Annotated in this window: 16 protein-coding genes, 1 tRNA gene and 1 pseudogene; 13 read left to right on the forward strand and 5 right to left on the reverse strand. The window is 47.5% G+C overall.

Features of this window, described 5'->3' with window-relative positions; genetic code table 11:
* Window positions 1-31 precede the first annotated feature (31 nt).
* The 5 genes from leuC to DW830_RS09360 all read left to right on the forward strand — a co-directional run bounded on the left by leuC (window position 32) and on the right by DW830_RS09360 (window position 5,750).
* A complete protein-coding gene (gene leuC / locus DW830_RS09340; RefSeq protein WP_119249688.1) occupies window positions 32-1,426 on the forward strand; it encodes a 3-isopropylmalate dehydratase large subunit in 1,395 nt (464 codons plus the stop codon).
* 33 nt (window positions 1,427-1,459) lie between these two features.
* Window positions 1,460-2,050: a 3-isopropylmalate dehydratase small subunit gene (gene leuD / locus DW830_RS09345; protein WP_119249689.1), complete on the forward strand. Its 591-nt coding sequence runs from the start codon at window positions 1,460-1,462 to the stop codon at window positions 2,048-2,050.
* A gap of 10 nt (window positions 2,051-2,060) precedes the next feature.
* On the forward strand, window positions 2,061-3,659 hold the full coding sequence (locus tag DW830_RS09350) for an alpha-isopropylmalate synthase regulatory domain-containing protein (RefSeq protein ID WP_119249690.1): 1,599 nt from the start codon (window positions 2,061-2,063) through the stop codon (window positions 3,657-3,659).
* Window positions 3,660-3,689: 30 nt separating this feature from the next.
* Entirely contained in the window at window positions 3,690-4,751 is a 1,062-nt protein-coding gene (gene leuB / locus DW830_RS09355) for a 3-isopropylmalate dehydrogenase (RefSeq protein WP_089542501.1), read from the forward strand.
* Window positions 4,752-5,078: 327 nt separating this feature from the next.
* The gene (locus DW830_RS09360; RefSeq protein WP_199656098.1) at window positions 5,079-5,750 is read left to right on the forward strand and encodes a hypothetical protein; all 672 of its coding nucleotides are present in this window, start codon (window positions 5,079-5,081) and stop codon (window positions 5,748-5,750) included.
* Here the strand turns inward: DW830_RS09360 and DW830_RS09365 are convergent.
* The 5 genes from DW830_RS09365 to DW830_RS09390 form a co-directional block, all read right to left on the reverse strand.
* Window positions 5,723-7,015: a DegT/DnrJ/EryC1/StrS family aminotransferase gene (locus DW830_RS09365; RefSeq protein ID WP_119249692.1), complete on the reverse strand. Its 1,293-nt coding sequence runs from the start codon at window positions 7,013-7,015 to the stop codon at window positions 5,723-5,725. The genes DW830_RS09360 and DW830_RS09365 overlap by 28 nt on opposite strands.
* Window positions 7,016-7,027: 12 nt before the next feature.
* Complete coding sequence (locus DW830_RS09370; protein ID WP_119249693.1) at window positions 7,028-7,384, reverse strand: WxcM-like domain-containing protein; 357 nt, start codon at window positions 7,382-7,384, stop codon at window positions 7,028-7,030.
* Window positions 7,385-7,813: 429 nt separating this feature from the next.
* Window positions 7,814-7,884 (reverse strand) — tRNA-Cys (locus tag DW830_RS09375).
* Window positions 7,885-8,233: 349 nt separating this feature from the next.
* On the reverse strand, window positions 8,234-8,455 hold the full coding sequence (locus tag DW830_RS09385; RefSeq protein ID WP_119249695.1) for a hypothetical protein: 222 nt from the start codon (window positions 8,453-8,455) through the stop codon (window positions 8,234-8,236).
* A gap of 32 nt (window positions 8,456-8,487) precedes the next feature.
* Window positions 8,488-9,291 (reverse strand): hypothetical protein, encoded by an 804-nt coding sequence (locus DW830_RS09390; RefSeq protein ID WP_119249696.1) that lies wholly within the window; start codon window positions 9,289-9,291, stop codon window positions 8,488-8,490.
* Window positions 9,292-9,450: 159 nt separating this feature from the next.
* On the opposite strand from DW830_RS09390, the gene DW830_RS09395 reads away from it, so the two are divergent.
* From DW830_RS09395 to DW830_RS09430, 8 genes and pseudogenes are all read left to right on the forward strand, one after another.
* Window positions 9,451-10,725 (forward strand): replication-associated recombination protein A, encoded by a 1,275-nt coding sequence (locus tag DW830_RS09395; RefSeq protein ID WP_119249697.1) that lies wholly within the window; start codon window positions 9,451-9,453, stop codon window positions 10,723-10,725.
* Between the two features lie 24 nt (window positions 10,726-10,749).
* On the forward strand, window positions 10,750-11,400 hold the full coding sequence (locus DW830_RS09400) for a trimeric intracellular cation channel family protein (RefSeq protein WP_118312473.1): 651 nt from the start codon (window positions 10,750-10,752) through the stop codon (window positions 11,398-11,400).
* A 41-nt stretch (window positions 11,401-11,441) separates the two neighbouring features.
* Entirely contained in the window at window positions 11,442-12,953 is a 1,512-nt protein-coding gene (locus DW830_RS09405; RefSeq protein ID WP_119249698.1) for a glycoside hydrolase family 10 protein, read from the forward strand.
* A 277-nt stretch (window positions 12,954-13,230) separates the two neighbouring features.
* A complete protein-coding gene (locus DW830_RS09410) occupies window positions 13,231-14,874 on the forward strand; it encodes a Gfo/Idh/MocA family protein (protein ID WP_119249699.1) in 1,644 nt (547 codons plus the stop codon).
* Window positions 14,875-15,059: 185 nt separating this feature from the next.
* Window positions 15,060-15,959, forward strand: coding sequence for a M48 family metallopeptidase (locus DW830_RS09415; protein ID WP_119249700.1), 900 nt, complete (start codon window positions 15,060-15,062; stop codon window positions 15,957-15,959).
* A 32-nt stretch (window positions 15,960-15,991) separates the two neighbouring features.
* Window positions 15,992-16,444: an NfeD family protein gene (locus DW830_RS09420; protein WP_119249701.1), complete on the forward strand. Its 453-nt coding sequence runs from the start codon at window positions 15,992-15,994 to the stop codon at window positions 16,442-16,444.
* Between the two features lie 57 nt (window positions 16,445-16,501).
* A pseudogene (locus DW830_RS09425) lies at window positions 16,502-17,454 on the forward strand (SPFH domain-containing protein).
* Between the two features lie 26 nt (window positions 17,455-17,480).
* On the forward strand, window positions 17,481-18,593 hold the full coding sequence (locus tag DW830_RS09430; RefSeq protein ID WP_119249702.1) for a UDP-N-acetyl glucosamine 2-epimerase: 1,113 nt from the start codon (window positions 17,481-17,483) through the stop codon (window positions 18,591-18,593).
* Window positions 18,594-18,615 lie beyond the last annotated feature (22 nt).

Consider the following 18,615-nt stretch of genomic DNA (forward strand, 5'->3'; position numbering starts at 1 on the left):
ATTCAGATAAATATATAACAAACAGGATATTATGAATACATTATTCGACAAGATTTGGGACAAGCACGTTGTCCAGATTGTAGAAGATGGTCCTACACAGCTTTACATCGACCGTCTCTACTGTCACGAAGTAACATCACCTCAGGCATTCGCTGGTATGCGAGCACGCGGACTCAAGATGTTCCGTCCAGACCAGATTTTCTGTATGCCTGACCACAATACCCCAACACACGATCAGGATAAGCCAATCGAGGATCCTATCTCAAAGAAGCAGGTAGATACCTTGGCAAAGAATACCACTGATTTCGGCGTAACTCACTTTGCCATGAACACCAAGGACAATGGTATCATCCACGTGGTTGGTCCTGAGAAGGGTCTTTCTCTTCCTGGTATGACCATCGTTTGCGGCGACTCGCATACTTCTACCCATGGCGCTATGGGTGCCGTAGCCTTCGGTATCGGTACTTCTGAGGTTGAGATGGTGATGGCTTCACAGTGTATTCTCCAGAGCAAGCCAAAGTCTATGCGCATCAGCATCAACGGCAAGCTCAGCAAGGGTGTTACCGCCAAGGATGTAGCTCTTTATCTGATGAGCCAGCTCACTACGTCCGGTGCTACCGGTTACTTCGTTGAGTACAGTGGTGATGTAGTGAAGGATATGTCAATGGAAGGTCGTCTCACCCTCTGCAACCTCTCTATCGAGATGGGTGCCCGTGGTGGCTTCGTAGCTCCTGATGAGACCACATTCGAGTACATCAAGGGTCGTGAATATGCACCTAAGGGTGAAGAGTGGGACAAGGCTGTGGCTTACTGGAAGACCTTGAAGAGTGGCGATGACGCTGTCTTCGACAAGGAGTTGACTTTCGAGGCAAAGGATATCGAACCACGCATCACCTACGGTACCAACCCTGGTATGGGTATCGGCATTACCGAAAGCATCCCAACGCTCGATGAGATTCCAGAGGAAGAGCAGGCTGGTTTCAAGAAGAGTCTCAACTATATGGGCTTCCAGCCAGGCGAGAAACTGGAGGGTCATCCTATCGATTATGTATTCCTGGGAGCATGTACCAATGGTCGTATTGAAGACTTCCGTGCTTTCGCATCTCTCGTTAAAGGTAAGAAGAAGGCAGAGGGTGTAACTGCTTGGCTTGTACCAGGTTCTTGGTTGGTTGATAAACAAATACGTGAAGAGGGAATTGATAAGATTGTTGAGGCTGCCGGCTTCGAAATCCGTCAGCCTGGATGCTCTGCTTGTCTGGCAATGAACGATGATAAGATTCCTGCAGGCAAGTACTCAGTAAGTACATCCAACCGTAACTTCGAGGGTCGTCAGGGACCTGGTTCCCGCACCATCCTTGCCAGCCCATACGTAGCAGCAGCTGCCGCTATCACTGGTAAGATTACCGACCCAAGAGAGTTCATGTAATGTTAAGTGTTCAACGTAAAACGAAAAACTGAAATGAAACAGAAATTCAATGTAATTACATCAAGCTGCATTCCTCTTCCATTGGAGAATGTAGATACAGACCAGATCATCCCAGCCCGTTTCCTCAAGGCTATCGATAAAGAGGGTATGGGCGACAACCTCTTCCGCGACTGGCGCTACAATGCCGACGGAACTCCAAAGCCAGACTTCGTGATGAACGACCCTTCTTATAGTGGCGTCATCCTCGTAGCAGGCAAGAACTTCGGTTCAGGTTCTTCCCGTGAGCACGCAGCCTGGGCCATTGCAGGTGCAGGCTTCCGTGTAGTCATCAGCTCTTTCTTCGCTGATATCCACAAGAACAACGAGTTGAACAACCTCGTATTGCCTGTAGTAGTAAGCGAGGAATTCCTGAAGGAACTCTTCGAGAGCATCGACAAGAATCACAAGACAGAGGTGAAGGTAGATCTTCCTAACCAGACCGTGACCAATCTTGCTACCGGCAAGAGCGAGCACTTCGAAATCAATGGCTACAAGAAGCACTGTCTGGAGAATGGTTTGGACGATGTGGACTTCCTCGTTCAGAACCGTGACAAGGTAGAGGCTTGGGAAGCTAAAAACAAGTAATCGAGTAATTATGAACGTTAACGCAAAGAGAGATAATTCCCGCATCAAGGAGATTGAGATCATGGACTGCACGCTGCGCGACGGCGAGCAGACCAATGGTGTCAGTTTTCTCCCTCACGAGAAGTTGATGATAGCAAGAATGCTGTTGCACGACATCAATGTTGATCGCATTGAGGTGGCTTCAGCACGTGTTTCGGAAGGCGAAAAGGATGCTGTCGCTCGAATTTGCCGTTATGCCAAGACCATTGGTAAGCTGGATTCCGTAGAGGTATTGGGATTCGTGGATAACAACAAGAGTGTGGATTGGATTGCTGAATGCGGCGGTCATGTCATCAACCTCTTGGCGAAGGGTAGCTACAAGCACTGCACCCAGCAGCTCAAGATGTCGCCTGAGGAGCATCTCGCTCATATCAAGCAGACCATCGACTATGCTTTGAGCAAGGGATTCACCGTGAATCTCTACTTGGAGGACTGGTCGAGCGGTATGCGCGACAGCCGTGACTATCTCTTCATGATGATGGACGAGCTGGTGAAACTGCCTATCAAGCGCTTCCTGCTTCCTGATACTCTGGGTATCCTGAACCCATTGCAGTGTGTGGAGTATATGCGACAGATGGTTCGCCGTTATCCGAACTCTCACTTCGATTTCCATGCCCACAACGACTACGATTTGGCTGTGAGCAACTCGCTGGCTGCCGTATTGAGTGGCGCCAAGGGTCTCCATGTCACCGTGAATGGCTTGGGCGAGCGCTGCGGCAATGCGCCATTGGCGAGCGTACAGGTGATTCTGAAGGATATGTTTGGGGCAAAGACCAATATCAAGGAAGACCGTCTGAACGATATTTCCCGATTGGTTGAAGGATACAGCGGCATCGCCGTGGCTCCAAATACCCCTGTGGTGGGCGATAATGTCTTCACTCAGGTAGCTGGTGTGCATGCCGATGGCGACAACAAGGACAAGCTTTATTGCAACGACCTGGTGCCTGAGCGTTTCGGCAGACATCGTGAGTATGCTCTGGGCAAAAATTCCGGCAAGGCTAACATCATCCAGAACCTCAATGAACTGGGCTTGGAGTTGACGCCGGAGCAGACCAAGGCTGTGACCAAGCGAATCACCGAACTCGGCGACCGCAAGGAGCTGGTAACCCAGGACGACCTGCCATACATCGTGAGCGATGTACTGAAGCATGGTGCTCCGGAGGATAAGGTGAAACTGGTAAGTTACATGGTTTCAACCTCTTATGGTTTGAAGCCTATAGCAAGTGTTAAGGTGGAAATCGATGGCAAGGAGTATGAAGACCAGAGCTCAGGCGATGGTCAGTATGATGCTTTCGTAAAAGCCCTCCGCAACATCTATAAGGTGAAGCTCGGCAAGACCTTCCCTAAGCTCGACAACTATCAGGTAACCATCCCACCCGGTGGTCGTACCGATGCCCTCGTTCAGACCGTCATTACCTGGCGTGAAGGCGACCGCATCTGGCGCACCCGAGGCTTGGATGCCGACCAGACGGAGGCTGCTATCAAGGCAACACTCAAGATGCTCAATATGTATGAGGCAGATAAGAGTGACGAACAGCCGGCTTCGCCTCGGAATTTAGATATGGAATAAAGGAATAAAAACGTTTAAACTATAAATAAGATGAAATTAAACATTGCAGTTCTCGCCGGTGATGGTATCGGACCAGAGATTATGAAGCAGGGCGTAGCAGTAATGCAGGCCATTGCAGAGAAGTTCAACCACGAGTTTACTTACAACGAGGCAATCTGCGGTGCTCACGCTATCGACGAGGTAGGTGATCCGTTCCCAGAGGAGACCTTCAAGACTTGTATGGATGCCGACGCAGTGCTCTTCGCAGCCGTTGGTGACCCACGTTTCGACAACAACCCAACAGCCAAGGTTCGTCCTGAGCAGGGCTTGCTCGCTATGCGTAAGAAGTTGGGCCTCTTCGCCAATGTTCGCCCAGTAGCCACATTCGATTGCCTGCTCCATAAGTCACCATTGAAGGATGAGCTCCTGAAGGGAGCTGACTTCGTAGTCATCCGCGAGTTGACTGGTGGTATGTACTTCGGTGAGAAGTATCAGGATAACGACAAGGCTTATGATACAGATATCTATACCCGTCCTGAGATTGAGCGCATCTTGAAGGTAGCTTTCGAGTTTGCTATGAAGCGCAACAAGCACCTCACTGTGGTAGATAAGGCAAACGTATTGGCATCTTCTCGTCTCTGGCGTCAGATTGCCAAGGAGATGGAGCCACAGTATCCTGAGGTGAACACCGACTATATGTTCATCGACAATGCTTCTATGCGCGTGTTGACAGAGCCTACATTCTTCGATGTTATCGTTACAGAGAACACCTTCGGCGATATCCTTACCGATGAGACCTCTTGCATCACCGGCTCTATGGGCTTGCAGCCATCTAGCTCTTTGGGTGAGCACACCCCATTGTTTGAGCCTGTTCACGGTTCATGGCCACAGGCAGCTGGCAAGAACCTGGCTAACCCTGTAGCACAGATCCTTTCTGCAGCCATGTTGCTGGAGCACTTCGGTTTGAACGAGGAGGGCGCCTTGATTCGTAAGGCTGTAGATGCATCTCTCGATGCCAATGTCCGCACTCCTGAGATTCAGGTTGAGGGTGGTGCTCACTATGGCACAACAGAGGTTGGCGAGTGGATCGTTAACTGGATCAAGAATGCTTAATCTGGATTGATTTTTAGAAGTATTCTTACAAGATAGAATTTTGATTTGAATAGCCTTAAGGGAAAGATTATTTTTCCTTAAGGCTATATATATTTTCCCTTAAGGGAAATTATTTTTTCCTTAAGGATAAATTTCGTATCGCTAAAACCCAGAAAAACAAGGAGTTTTGCTTCTGTTTATTTTATTTTGAAAATTCTAAACATCTTTTATCTTTCCTTTTTTGGTTGATTGCATAACTATTTGTATTTTTGCAGCATGAAAAAGAAAAGTATCATATTATATATAGGTTGTTTGCTAGCTACACCTCTGTTTGCCCAGCAAAACAATTTGACGGCTGATTCTAAGGTTGATGATGTAGCGTTGCGCGATTCCAAGGCTCAGAACAAGGCGCTGCGCGATTCCCTGGCAGCAGCTACGAGTGTGCTTGCCTATCATCCTGACAGCATCGATCTGCGTCTGAAGAAGGCTGCGTGGAATATCCAGCTGGAACAGTGGAATTATGCCAAGGATGACCTGGACAAGGTGTTGTTCCTCAACAATACCAATATCGCAGGCCTCTTCTACCGTGCATTCGTTAACGAAAAGCTTCTGCGCTATAACTTTGCCCGTCTTGATTATCAGAACCTTCTGGTTCTGGTGCCTGGTAACTTTCAGGCTCAGCTCGGTCTGGCGTTGTTGAATGAGAAGGACAAGCACTATACCGAGGCGTATGATGGTATCAATAATCTGATTGAACAATACCCGGATAGTGCAACGGCTTATGCAGCACGTGGCGGTATGGAGAAGGAGCGTGGTCAGCTGGAACTTGCCGAGTATGATTACGCCAAGGCAATCTCCCTCGATGAGGATAATACCGATTACCGCATCAACCGCATCGATCTCCTCATCATGCTCAACAGAAAGTTGGATGCCTATCGCGAACTGGAAGCTTTGCAGAAGAAAGGCGTTGCGCCTGGTCGTCTGCAAGACTTCTACCGCAGATTGCGTCGCAAGAAATAATCATTGATAAGCTGTGCTACCCGGATGACCTCCTCGTCTCTCATCGTAGAGTTGCAGGGAAGGCTCAGCTCCTGGCAGGCGATATTCTGGGTAATCGGTAGTTGATAATGTCGAAGCTCAGGATATCCCAGTTGCTCATTGGGTGGAATAGGGTAGTGTATCGCAGTTTCTACAGATTCATCCATCAGAAACTCCCTCAGCCTCAACCTTTCTTCGGTCATGAAAGGGAAGATATGGAGTACATTGCTGAATGGATCTTCCAGTAATCTCTTCGGGATGCAGCGTTCCACGATGGCAGGATGCAGATAATCCATATAGAGCATCGCCTTCCTGCATCTGGCGATATGCTCATCGTGGGGATGTCTCAGCTTTACATTGAGTACTGCTGCCTGAATCTCATCCATTCTGGAATTGATACCCTGATATTCAAAATCAAATCTGCTGGTTCTTCCATAATCGTGGAGGGCTCGGATAGCCTCAGCCAGCTCTTCATCATCGGTTGTCACGGCTCCTGCGTCGCCCAATGCTCCCAGGTTCTTGCTTGGGTAGAAACTGTGGGCGCCGGCATCTCCGAGAGCACCCGTGTGGCAGATGCTTTTCTGGATGGCGTTATTGCTGATGATATCTATCTGGTCCTGATAGGTGATATTCTCGTCTATCTGATTTTGATAGGTGATATTCTCGTCTTCTTGATTCAGCTTTCTTCTGATAGCCTCTCGCGCAGAGCTGTTGACGTATCCGCATCCGAAAGCCTGTGCGTTGTCTTCGAATATCAGCAGATCGTTCTCCTTGCAGATCTCCTGGATTCTTTCCGTCCAGGATAACTTGCCGTAGAGATGTACCAGCATGATGCCCCTGGTTTTATAGGAGATGTTGCTCTCGATGAGGTTCTCGTCGATTTGCAGTGTCTCTGGGTTGGGTTCTACGAGGATAGGAACCAGCCCCACACTCGTGATGGAAAGAATGGTGGCAATATAGGTGTTGGCTGGCACCAGAATCTCATCACCCTGGTGGAGCTTGCCAATAGCCATTTCTCCCATCAGAATCAGTTTGAGAGCATCCAGTCCGTTACCGCATGAAATGCAGTACTCGGTGCCGATGAAAGTGGCATAATTCTTCTCAAACTGCTTCACGCATCTTCCCTGTAAGTACCATCCGCTACTTACTACCTGGTTGATTTCCTTCTTGATCTCTTCTTCGTATGGGGCATTGATAGCCTTCAGGTCAAGATACTTGATGGCTTTCTTTTCGTTTTCTGTTTCCATTTCCTTTATTTTTTAATGAATAGTAAGAAGCAGGGAATGCTTGGTGCTATCAATTATGCTGCTTTTACAAGCTTCCCGCAGAATCAGAGCCTGATTAGGACGGGTTAGCCTGAGGGTTCTTGCTGATGGCGGGGTAGGCTTAGAAGACAAGTCTTCTTCCATAATCTGTATGGTGATTTCACCTGCCAGTGCAATCAGCATCATAGAACAAGGTTCAAGTTCCATAGGGGCATCAGAATGAATGATGCCGATATGTTTCCATTCCACCTTATTTATTTTGAAGGGGATATGGCTGCTTTCCTCAGCGACGGTAAGACAGCCGCGAGGATCATATATCTTGGGAAGTTCTATGATTTCTATTTTCTTCATATATATTAGAACGCAGGATAGCGGGCGATATTGTATAGAGGGAAGGAAAAAGTAAGTTATTGGAAAAATTGGGCAATATTAAAAAGTAAAGAGCAGCTATCTTCTCAGACAACTGCTCTACATTCAATAGGTATTAGTTTTCTTTAAGGTAAAAAGATTGTATTCAGGATAACGACTGCAAAGGTAGCAAAAATATTTGGTTTAAAAAAATAAAATCTAAACTATTTTTGAAAAAAAATGCTTTTTTCTGCTTTTTGCTCTTTTTTTCTTTTGTTTTTCCCCAGTAATACTACATTTGTTCAAATCTACCCTCCATCTCGTGTTTCTGTCCAATCTAAAAAAAACGATGAATGTGCAGTGAATAGAATTCGGTAGGGAAGGTATGGAAAACAAAAAAGGAAACCCTTTTTAAAGGATTTCCTTTTTGCGAGGTGTCTAGCGGAGTCGAACCGCTCTACACGGTTTTGCAGACCGTTACCTAACCGCTCGGTTAAGACACCTTGTAGAGTCTCTGTTACCATTTCTGATAAGCGAGTGCAAAGGTACTACTTTTTTTTGAATCCACCAAATCTTTCCGCATCTTTTTTCGAAAAATATTCGATTTTTTTCAAAAATATTCATTTTCAGAGTCCATTTCTAATTATTATCTGTAGAATCCAACTTTCCCTTCTTCTTGCACTGTTCATAAAAAGCGCAACCACTGCATCGGTAGTTGCCGTTCTTGCATTTGTTTGCCTGTTGCAACGATTTATAAATACGAAAGGCGACATACAGAATGCATGCCGCCAATATCGTTGCAATGATGGTGTATTGTATCATCATTTTCTTTTAGAGTTTAAAAATCCCTCTTTAACCTACGGCATTGTAGCCATTGGTAGAGTTCTTACGCATAATGTCGCGGATGTTCATCTCCTTGAAACCCTCGGCACGCTTCTGTTCCTCCAACTCTTCCTCTTCCTCGATATCCTTCTCAGAACGGGTAAAGGTGAAGGTCTTGTACTTAAATTCTGCGATAGCCCAACCTACGAGTGCTACCACGATTAATGCGATTAATCCTACTAATGCGTTCATTTCTTTCTCCTTATTATATAATAATGTATATTTTAATAATCGTCATCAGCTACGTCTTCTGCGTCATCGAGTCCCAGGTTCTCTGGATCCTCAAAGGTAGTACGGTAGCTTTCCTCGGTGAGCTTGTCGTCATCGAATGCATCATCGTCCTCATCTGGATCATTGTAGTGATCCTCAATCTCTGGTGCATCCTCATCTTCGTCATGGTCCAGCAGGTCTTCGTCGCGGTCCATGTCGTCATCCATAAACTTCATGCGAATCTTCTCCTGCTTTGGCTTCTCCTTGGCAAAGATAGCCTCTACCCAGGTGCCCTTTGGCACTATGAGTACTTCGTAGTCGTCAGCGAGCTTCTTCTCGTAGAGACCACCTGGTTTCTTTAGACGATCCTTTGGGAGGGTAGTAGTACTGATGTCGAAACCGCTCTCGATGATATCCTTGATGCTCTGAGACAGACTATCCCAGCCACCGCCAAAGTTACGCTCCAGCACTTCGATAAGCTTGGTAGCAGTTACATGACCGATATTCTCATAGGTGAGGTCAGTCACACGCATGATAGGACGCTTCTTGATGGCATACTTTTCGTTCTTGTCGTCGATACGGAAGGTACCGATCTTGAAGCCACGGTCAACCAACTTGTCGAGCACTTCAGTACGGTCAATCTTGACTGGCTCAATCTCGAAAGCACTACGAATGATGTCGAGGTATCTACGCTGATTGTCCTTCAGGTCGTTGTCTTTCTCGGCAGCTTCCCAAAGACGGAAAACATCATTCTCCTGGAGATCCCAGACACTGCTCTTGGTCAATGTCTTGAGGGTGATATTTTTTTCATTTCTCATTGTTGTACGTATTTTGATTGCAAAATTAAGTACTTCTTTTTATATATCCAAATTTTCTAGCTTATTTTTTTGCTTTTATGCATTTTTTTTTCTTTTATCCTAAAAACTTATGCGTGTTTCGTTTTTTTTCATTACCTTTGTGGCGAAAAAATAATTGATATGAGTGAACCATTAGCTGAAAGAATGAGACCTCGCTCGCTCGCCGATTATGTCGGACAGAAGCATCTGGTAGGCGAGGGTGCCGTGCTGCGCAAGATGATAGACGCAGGGCGCATATCCTCTTTTATCCTTTGGGGACCTCCGGGAGTGGGCAAGACTACTTTGGCTCAAATCGTAGCCCAGACCCTGAAGGTTCCTTTCTACACCCTTTCTGCCGTTACCAGTGGCGTAAAGGATGTGCGCGAGGTGATAGAGAGAGCGAAGAGTGGCAGATTCTTCAATTCTGCTTCTCCTATCTTATTTATTGATGAGATTCATCGCTTCTCCAAGAGTCAGCAAGACTCTCTGTTGGGGGCGGTGGAGAAGGGTATTGTCACCCTGATTGGTGCTACAACGGAAAATCCCTCTTTCGAGGTAATCCGCCCGCTCCTTTCCCGTTGCCAGCTCTATGTGCTCAAATCGTTGGAAAAGGAAGACCTGGAGGGACTCCTGCAGCGAGCCATCACCGAGGATGTGGAACTCAAGCAGAAGAAGATTGAGTTGAAGGAAACCGCAGCTATGCTCCGCTTCAGTGGCGGTGATGCCCGGAAACTGCTCAATATCCTGGAACTGGTGGTGGAATCAGCAGGCAGCGATGAAGTGGTTATCACCGATAAGATGGTAGAGGAACAGTTGCAGCAGAATCCGCTGGCTTATGATAAGCAGGGCGAGATGCATTATGACATCATCTCTGCCTTCATCAAGAGTATTCGAGGCAGTGACCCAGATGCGGCGCTCTATTGGATGGCGCGTATGATAGAGGGCGGCGAAGATCCGCAGTTTATCGCCCGAAGAGTGGTGATCAGTGCAAGCGAGGATGTGGGACTGGCGAATCCGAATGCGCTCCTGCTGGCGAATGCAGCCTTCGATACGGTGATGAAGATAGGCTGGCCTGAGGCAAGGATTGCACTTGCCGAAGCCGTGGTGTATCTGGCTACCAGTCCGAAGAGCAACAGTGCATATCTGGGTATCAATGATGCCATTGCCACGGTGAAGCAGACCGGTAATCTGCCTGTGCCGCTGCATATCCGCAATGCGCCTACCAAATTGATGAAAGACCTGGACTATCATGATGGCTATAAATATCCTCACGATTATCCGGGACATTTCACAGAGCAGCAATATCTACCTGATGAACTGAAAGACGCCAGATTCTGGCATCCGCAGCATTCTCCTTCAGAAGAACGACTCTATAACTGGATGGTTACCTGCTGGGGAGAAAGATTCAAAAACTAAAAAAATAATTTATTACGAGAAACAATGACTATTCATCAAGACCCGGAACTTGTGATGACACTCCAGAGCGTCATCGAGTTCATTGGAACCTTTGCATTTGCCCTTTCGGGCATCAGACTTGCCGCCAGCAAGCATTATGATTGGCTGGGCGGATTTGTGTGTGGTGTGGCTGTAGCTATCGGAGGCGGAACCATCCGCGACGTGATGCTGGGCTTGAATCCTTTCTGGATGTCGAGTCCTATCTATCTCCTGTTTACGTTCTTGGCACAATTGGTGGTGATTGTGTGCCATCATTATCTGAAGCGTCTAGACAATACCTGGTTTCTTTTCGATACCCTCGGTTTGGCGCTTTTCAATATCGCCGGAATCCAGAAGACCCTCGATTGTGGTTTCCCATTCTGGGTAGCTATCATCATGGGATGTATCACGGGCTCCTTTGGAGGAGTTATCCGCGATGTGCTTCTCAACGAGGAACCGGTTATCTTCCGCAAGGAAATCTATGCGATGGCTTGTGTGTTGGGCGGTCTGGTTTACTGGGCATTCAGCTATCTGGGCTTGAGTCTCTATATTACAGTGGTTGCCTCCTTCCTCACGGTCTGCATCATTCGTCTGCTCGCCGTGAAATACCACATCTCGCTGCCTACATTGCGTGATGAGGAAGAAAAGAAAGAATAATTTAGAATTAAACTATAACATTAAACGATAAACGCTAATTAATGAGAAGAGAGAAAATCTTAGGGATGCTGATGTTGGCGATGATGCTGATGTTTCAGACTTCATCCCTGATGGCACAGAACAAACGTGAATTCCGTGGCGCCTGGATCCAGTGTGTCAACGGACAGTATTTGGGTAAATCAACCCAGCAGATCCAGTCGATGCTCACCAAGCAACTTGATGAATTGCAGAAGGATGGCGTGAATGCCATCATCTTCCAGGTGCGTGCCGAATGTGATGCCCTTTATCAGAGTGATCTTGAACCTTGGAGCAAGTTCCTCACCGGTGTGCAGGGCAAGGCTCCATCGCCTTATTGGGATCCGCTGGAGTGGATGGTTGAGCAGTGTCATCAGCGTGGAATGGAGATTCATGCCTGGATCAATCCTTACCGTGCCAAGCATGGTTCTACCTCGTTCTCCCAGGTGTCATCCCAGAGCGTGGTGAAGAAGCATCCGAACCTCTGTTTCAACTATGATAATCTCGTGCTTCTCAATCCGGCACTTCAGGAGGCTGCTGATTATACCTGTCAGGTGGCTGCTGATATCGTGAGCCGTTATGATATCGACGGTTTTCATATCGACGACTACTTCTATCCTTATCCGGTAGCTGGCAAGCAGATTCCTGATCAGCAGATGTACGCTGCCAATCCTCGCGGATTCCGTAATATCGGCGACTGGAGAAGAGATAATGTGAGCCGGTTTGTCAAGCAGTTGGGGGAAACCATCCATCGTGTCAAGCCTTGGGTGAAGTTCGGCGTTTCTCCTTTCGGTATCTATCGCAACAGGAAAAACTCTCCGATTGGCTCACAGACTTTCGGTCTTCAGAACTACGATGATCTCTATGCAGATGTCCTCCTCTGGGTAAACAATGGCTTCATCGATTACTGTGTGCCTCAGATCTATTGGGAGATAGGTAACAAGGCGGCAGATTACAAGACCCTCATCCAGTGGTGGAACAAGTATGCCGGCAACCGTCCTCTTTATATAGGTGAGGATATCGAGCGTACGGCTAAGTTTGCTGATCCTGCGAATCCGAAGAGCCATCAGCTGCCTGCCAAGCATCGCCTTCACCAGCAGATGAATAATGTACAGGGCACCGTGCTCTGGTATGCCAAGACTGCCGCAGATAATGTGGGCAACATCGGACATACGCTGCGCGATTATTACTGGAAATATCCTGCGCTTCCTCCATTGATGCCGTTTCTCGACGATAAGGCACCAAAGGGTGTGAAGAGTCTGAAGATGGAGTGGACGGAGAAGGGACCACTTCTTACCTGGAAGGCTCCAAAGGCAAAGAAGAAGAAATGGGGCGATGTGGCCAACCGCTTTGCCATCTACCGTTTTGAAAAGGGAGTGCCTGTGAATCTCAATGATGTCACCGCTCTCCAGGCTGTTGTTTACGATACCACCTATCCGATACCATACGTAAAGGATCAGAAATATACCTATGTCGTTACAGCGCTCGATCGCGTTGGTAATGAGAGTAAGGGTAAAAAGAAAACCGTTTCGCTTTAAGCGAAGCGGTTTTTTCTTGTTTCTGTCATTCTGATTCAGAGCGTTTTTTCTTGTTAAAAGCCTCGAATTGCGTCTTTATCCATAAAAAAACACTAAAAAGATTCAGTATCTCAAATTTTATTTGTACTTTTGCAGAGTCATTTCAGCGTTCCATTTATTTTCTAATGCAACACTAAGATGAATGGAGTGCTGATTTGAGAGAATTGCTGAGAAACCTAGATGTTGATCAGAACCTATTAATTAATATTACTAACTTTAAGTGTTGCTAACTTTAGGGATGAAAATTAAGAGTTTTTTGATGGCAGCTTTGGCGGCTTTTTCTTTGTCCGCTAGCGCTCAGTCTTTGTCTCCAGGCACCAAGTGGCATTGGGACAAGGGTACAATCGTTGTGGAGACACCAGAACGTCCTGCAGGACAGCAGAATGTTTTGGGATTGACGGCTCCTAAGTTGAAGACAGTACGTGTGGGCTTTGTAGGTCTAGGTATGCGTGGTCCTTGGGCAGTAATGCGTTTCTGCCACATTCCAGGTGTAGAGATCGTTGCCTTGTGCGATTACGAGGAGGCTCGTGCAGAGAAATCACAGGAGTACTTGCGCAAGCAGGGCTTGAAGCCTGCTGATATCTATAGCGGTGAGAAGGGTTATGAGGCTTTGTGCAAGCGTTCTGACATCGACCTGGTTTATATCGCAGCCGACTGGAATCACCATTTCCCAGTAGCCAAGTTTGCGATGGAGAATGGTAAGCATACAGCCATCGAGGTTCCTAGTGCCATGAATCTGGATCAGTGCTGGAGCCTGATTAACTTGAGCGAGAAGACTCGCAAGCATTGCTTCATCTTGGAGAACTGCTGCTACGACTACTATGAGATGAATGCGCTGGCTATGGCTCAGGATGGCGTTTTCGGTGACATCATCCGTGCTGAGGGTGCTTATATCCACTGTCTTGAGGACTTCTGGGATGCTTACTGGAAGGATCCAGCTGACAATGACAAGGACAACCTCCACTGGCGTATGAAGTATAACATGGAGAACCGTGGTGATGTTTATCCTACTCACGGCTTGGGCCCTGTTGCTCAGTGCCTGAATATTCACCGTGGCGACCGCTTCACAACGCTCGTTGCTATGGATACAGAGTCTTTCGTGGGTAAGGACTGGGTGAAGAACAAGAGCGGCAAGGAGTGCAAGGAGTTCCGCAATGGTGACCATACTACTACCTTGATGCGTACTGCTAAGGGTAAGGTGGTGGAGATTCAGCACAACGTGATGACTCCTCAGCCATACAACCGTCTGTTCAAGCTCACAGGTACCAAGGGTTACGCTACCAAGTATCCTACAGAGGAGTTTGCACTCTCTGGCGAGGCACTCAAGGGTACAGGTGCTCCTCAGATGGATAACCTCAATGCTCATGGTTTCATGAACAAGGAGCAGAAGGAAGCTTTGACCAAGAAGTATTATCACCCAATCTTGAAGAAGTATGGTGAGCTGGGCCGTCAGATGGGTCACGGTGGTATGGATTTCATCATGGACTCTCGTCTGGTTTACTGCTTGCAGAATGGTTTGCCATTGGATATGGACGTTTATGATTTGGCTGAGTGGTGTTCTTTGGCTGAGTTGGGTGCTCTTTCTATGGACAACAACTGCGCTGCCGTTACCTTCCCAGACTTCACCCGTGGTTTCTGGAACAAGCAGGATGGTTACAAGCATCAGTATGCTGCACCAGAGGCTGAGGCTGCTACAGAGGCTGCCGCTGCTGCTTATACCAAGTCACAGAAGGAGGCTACTGCTAAGTACAAGTTGTGGAACCTTTATGATGCTGTAGCTGCTGCCAAGAAGGCTAACAATGCCAAGGCTTTGAAGTCGGCTACTGCTAAGTACAACAAGGCTGTAGCTGCTGCCAAGAAGGCAATGAATGCTAGAAAATAATATCAGGAATTTAAGGAAGTTAAAATCCCGGCTCTGAGATTCTTGCTTGGAATCTCGGAGCCGGGATTAATTTTTTGTTAAATTCTCGGAAAAACTTGGTTGTTTCGTGTATTTGATGTATATTTGCAAATCATAAGATAACTATTTCGTGCAAATAGAATACATAACTTAAGAGAAGATAGAAAATGAAACGGATTAAGGTTTTAGTTTTTAGCATGTTGGCCGCCATGATGCTTGCATCTTGCGGTACAACGCAGAAGGTGCCTCTTACGGGTCGCACCCATCGCATCTCTGTTTCAGATGCACAGGTGTTGAGTTTGTCTAATCAGGAATATACCAAGTACATGGCTTCGGCAAAGAAATCTACCAATGCAGTGAAGACTGCGCAGGTGGTAAGAGTCGGAAAGCGACTGGCTGCTGCCGTGGAAACTTATCTCAAGGAGAACGGATACGCCAATGATCTGCAGAACTATTCCTGGGAATTCAACCTCGTTCAGGACAACAGTGTGAATGCCTTCTGCATGCCTGGCGGAAAGATTGTGGTATATGAAGGCTTGCTCCCGGTGGCTTCCAGCGATAATTCGCTCGCCATCGTACTGGGTCATGAGATAGCACACGCCGTGGCTAAGCATAGTGCCGAACAGCTTTCCAAGGCTCAGAACCAGCAGGTAGGTACCAGCATTCTGAGCGGTGTGCTGAATCAGGCAGTAGGTAATGGAGTGGGAGATCTGGCTGGTGCCGTAGCTGGACAGTACTTCTCCTTCCGTAATCTGAAGTATTCGCGTGAAAACGAAACAGAAGCCGACTATATGGGCTTGATCTTTGCTGCGATGGCAGGCTACGATCCTCAGCAGGCGATACCTTTCTGGGAACGTATGGCTGAGGCTTCTGGCAATCAGGGCAAGAGTGACATTTTCAGCGATCACCCTTCCGATGCCAAGCGTATTGCTGCCTTGAAGGCGGCGATGCCTACTGCGCTGAAGTATTACAAGCCTCAGGGACAGACTTCCGTTACTACCACAACTAAAACGGGTGTCAAGACCATCAAGGCTAGCTCGCTGATGAAGAAATCAACTAAAAAATAACGAGACGAAGAAATCAACTAAAATATAACGATATGATGGAATATATCTCTCAAAACCTCTGGCTATTTTGGACTGTCATCATGTTCATCTGCCTCATCCTGGAGTTGTCTTCCGGCGACTTCTACGTGACTTGTTTTGCCATCGGTGCGCTCATCAGCATACCTGTGGCTGTGATGGATGCTCCGTTCTGGTTGCAGGTAGTGGTCTGGGCGGTATGTTCCGTACTCAGTATCCTGTTGATCCGTCCGCATCTGGTAAAGGTTATCCGTAAGGGAGCCGATCATCGGAAGAGTAATTCCGATGCCCTTGACGGACAAATAGGCGAGGTGAGTGAAACCATCGTTGCCGGTGGGTATGGAAGAGTGAAGCTCGATGGTGATGACTGGAAGGCAGAAGCTCCGGGCGCTGCTGGTGATATCGCCAAGGGCACCCGTGTAAGAGTGATGGGGCACCAGTCTATCATTCTCCAGGTAGAGAAGTGCTAGCTTCTTATTTCAGAAAAAGTGTCAGATCATTAGTATTCACTTAATATAGTAAACATCATGGAAATAGGACTTTATGTATTGATTGCTCTTGTGCTGCTTGCACTGGTAGTGGTAAAGAAAACCATCGTGATCATTCCTCAGAGTGAGACCAGAATCATCGAGCGATTGGGTCGCTATTATGCTACCATGAAGCCAGGTATCAACATTATCATTCCTTTCATCGACCAGGCGAAGACCATCGTGGCGATGCGTAGGGGAAGCTATACTTATACCAGCAGCATCGACCTTCGTGAGCAGGTTTATGATTTCGACCGCCAGAATGTGATTACCAAGGATAATATCCAGATGCAGATCAATGCACTGCTTTATTTCCAGATTGTAGATCCTTTCAAGAGTGTTTATGAAATCAACAACCTGCCTAATGCGATAGAGAAGTTGACTCAGACTACCCTGCGTAACATCATCGGTGAGATGGAGCTCGACCAGACGCTTACCTCCCGTGACACCATCAACACCAAGCTTCGTGCGGTGCTCGATGATGCCACCAACAAGTGGGGAATCAAGGTAAACCGAGTTGAGTTGCAGGATATCACTCCTCCTGAGAGTGTGCTCCAGGCGATGGAGAAGCAGATGCAGGCAGAGCGTAACAAGCGAGCTACCATCTTACTTCAGAAGGTGAGAAGGAGAAACAGCGTCTGCTCTCCGAAGGTGAAAAGGCGGCGATTGTCAACAAGGCAGAGGCTGCCAAGCAGCAGGCCATCCTGAGAGCTGAAGGTGAGGCTACCGCCCGCATCCGCAAGGCTGAGGCTGAGGCCATCGCCATCAAGAAGATTACCGAAGCCGTAGGACAGAGTACCAATCCTGCCAACTATCTGCTGGCGCAGAAATACATTACCATGATGCAGGAAGTAGCTCAGGGTAAGGATAATAAGGTGGTTTATCTGCCATACGAGGCTACCAACCTACTGGGATCAATTGGCGGAATCAAGGATTTGTTTAACAGTAAGTAAACTTGAAAATAGGTAAACTTAAAAATATGAGTAAGAAAATTTGTATTGTTGCCGGAGCGAGACCTAATTTCATTAAGGTGGCTCCGGTGATTAGAGCGATAGAGAACGCCCGGAAGCAGGGCGAAGGGATGGAGTATGAACTGGTGTTCACGGGTCGTGAGAACGATGAGACGCTGGAGGACTCCCTGTTCTCTGATTTGGGCATCAAGAAGCCAGATGTTTATCTGGGTGTGGAATGTGAGAATATGAATGAGCTGACCGGTATGGTGATGGCTCAGTTTGAGCGCTATCTCCAGCAGAATCCTACGGATGTGGTGATTGTGGTGGATGATCTGGCTTCAACGATGGCTGTGGCTATCGTCACCAAGAAGCAGGGCGTTCAGTTGGCTCACATCGCAGCAGGTACCCGTAGTTTCGACATCACTATGCCGAAGGAAATCAACCGTCTGGTCATCGACGGACTCTCTGATATTCTCTTCACCGCAGGTATCTCCAACAACAGTATTGCCAACAAGGAGGGTGCCGAACTCTCTAAGGTCTATATGGTGGGTAATGTACTCATTGATAACATCCGATTCCTGCAGCAGCGTATGAAGCGTCCTCAGGTGATGGATGAACAGCATCTGGAGGATGGCAAGTATATGGTACTTACCTTGAACCGCAAGGTCATCGTCAACAATATCGCAGAGATGAAGACCTTGATCTCAACGATCGACTGTGTGGCTCGACAGGCAGGCATCAAGGTTCTGGCTCCTTTGCGTGGCAAGGCATTGGGATTCGTGCTTGCCTTCAAGGCTTACCAGGATGTGGCTGACCATCAGGCAGGTATCATGGTTGTGCATCCTCAGGGTTATCTTGATTTCTCTTATCTCTCAGCCCACGCCATGGGCGTAATCACCGATTCGGGTAATGTGGCAGAAGAGGCTACCTTCAATGGAGTGCCATGTATCACCCTGAACAGTTATACCGAGCATCAGGAAACCGTAACCGTAGGAACCAACGAGCTCGTTGCTGAAGACCCGGAGAAGCTTCAGCAGGCTATGGAGAAGATTGTGAAGGGTGAATGGAAGAAGGGTGGTATTCCTGATAGATGGGATGGACGATCTGCAGAACGCATCGTTCAGATTATCAATGGATAATCTGTCATCACTACTCAATAAT

Origin of the sequence: Prevotella sp. AM34-19LB (assembly GCF_003468525.1) — a bacterium.
In the GTDB taxonomy this organism is placed as follows: Bacteria; Bacteroidota; Bacteroidia; order Bacteroidales; family Bacteroidaceae; genus Prevotella.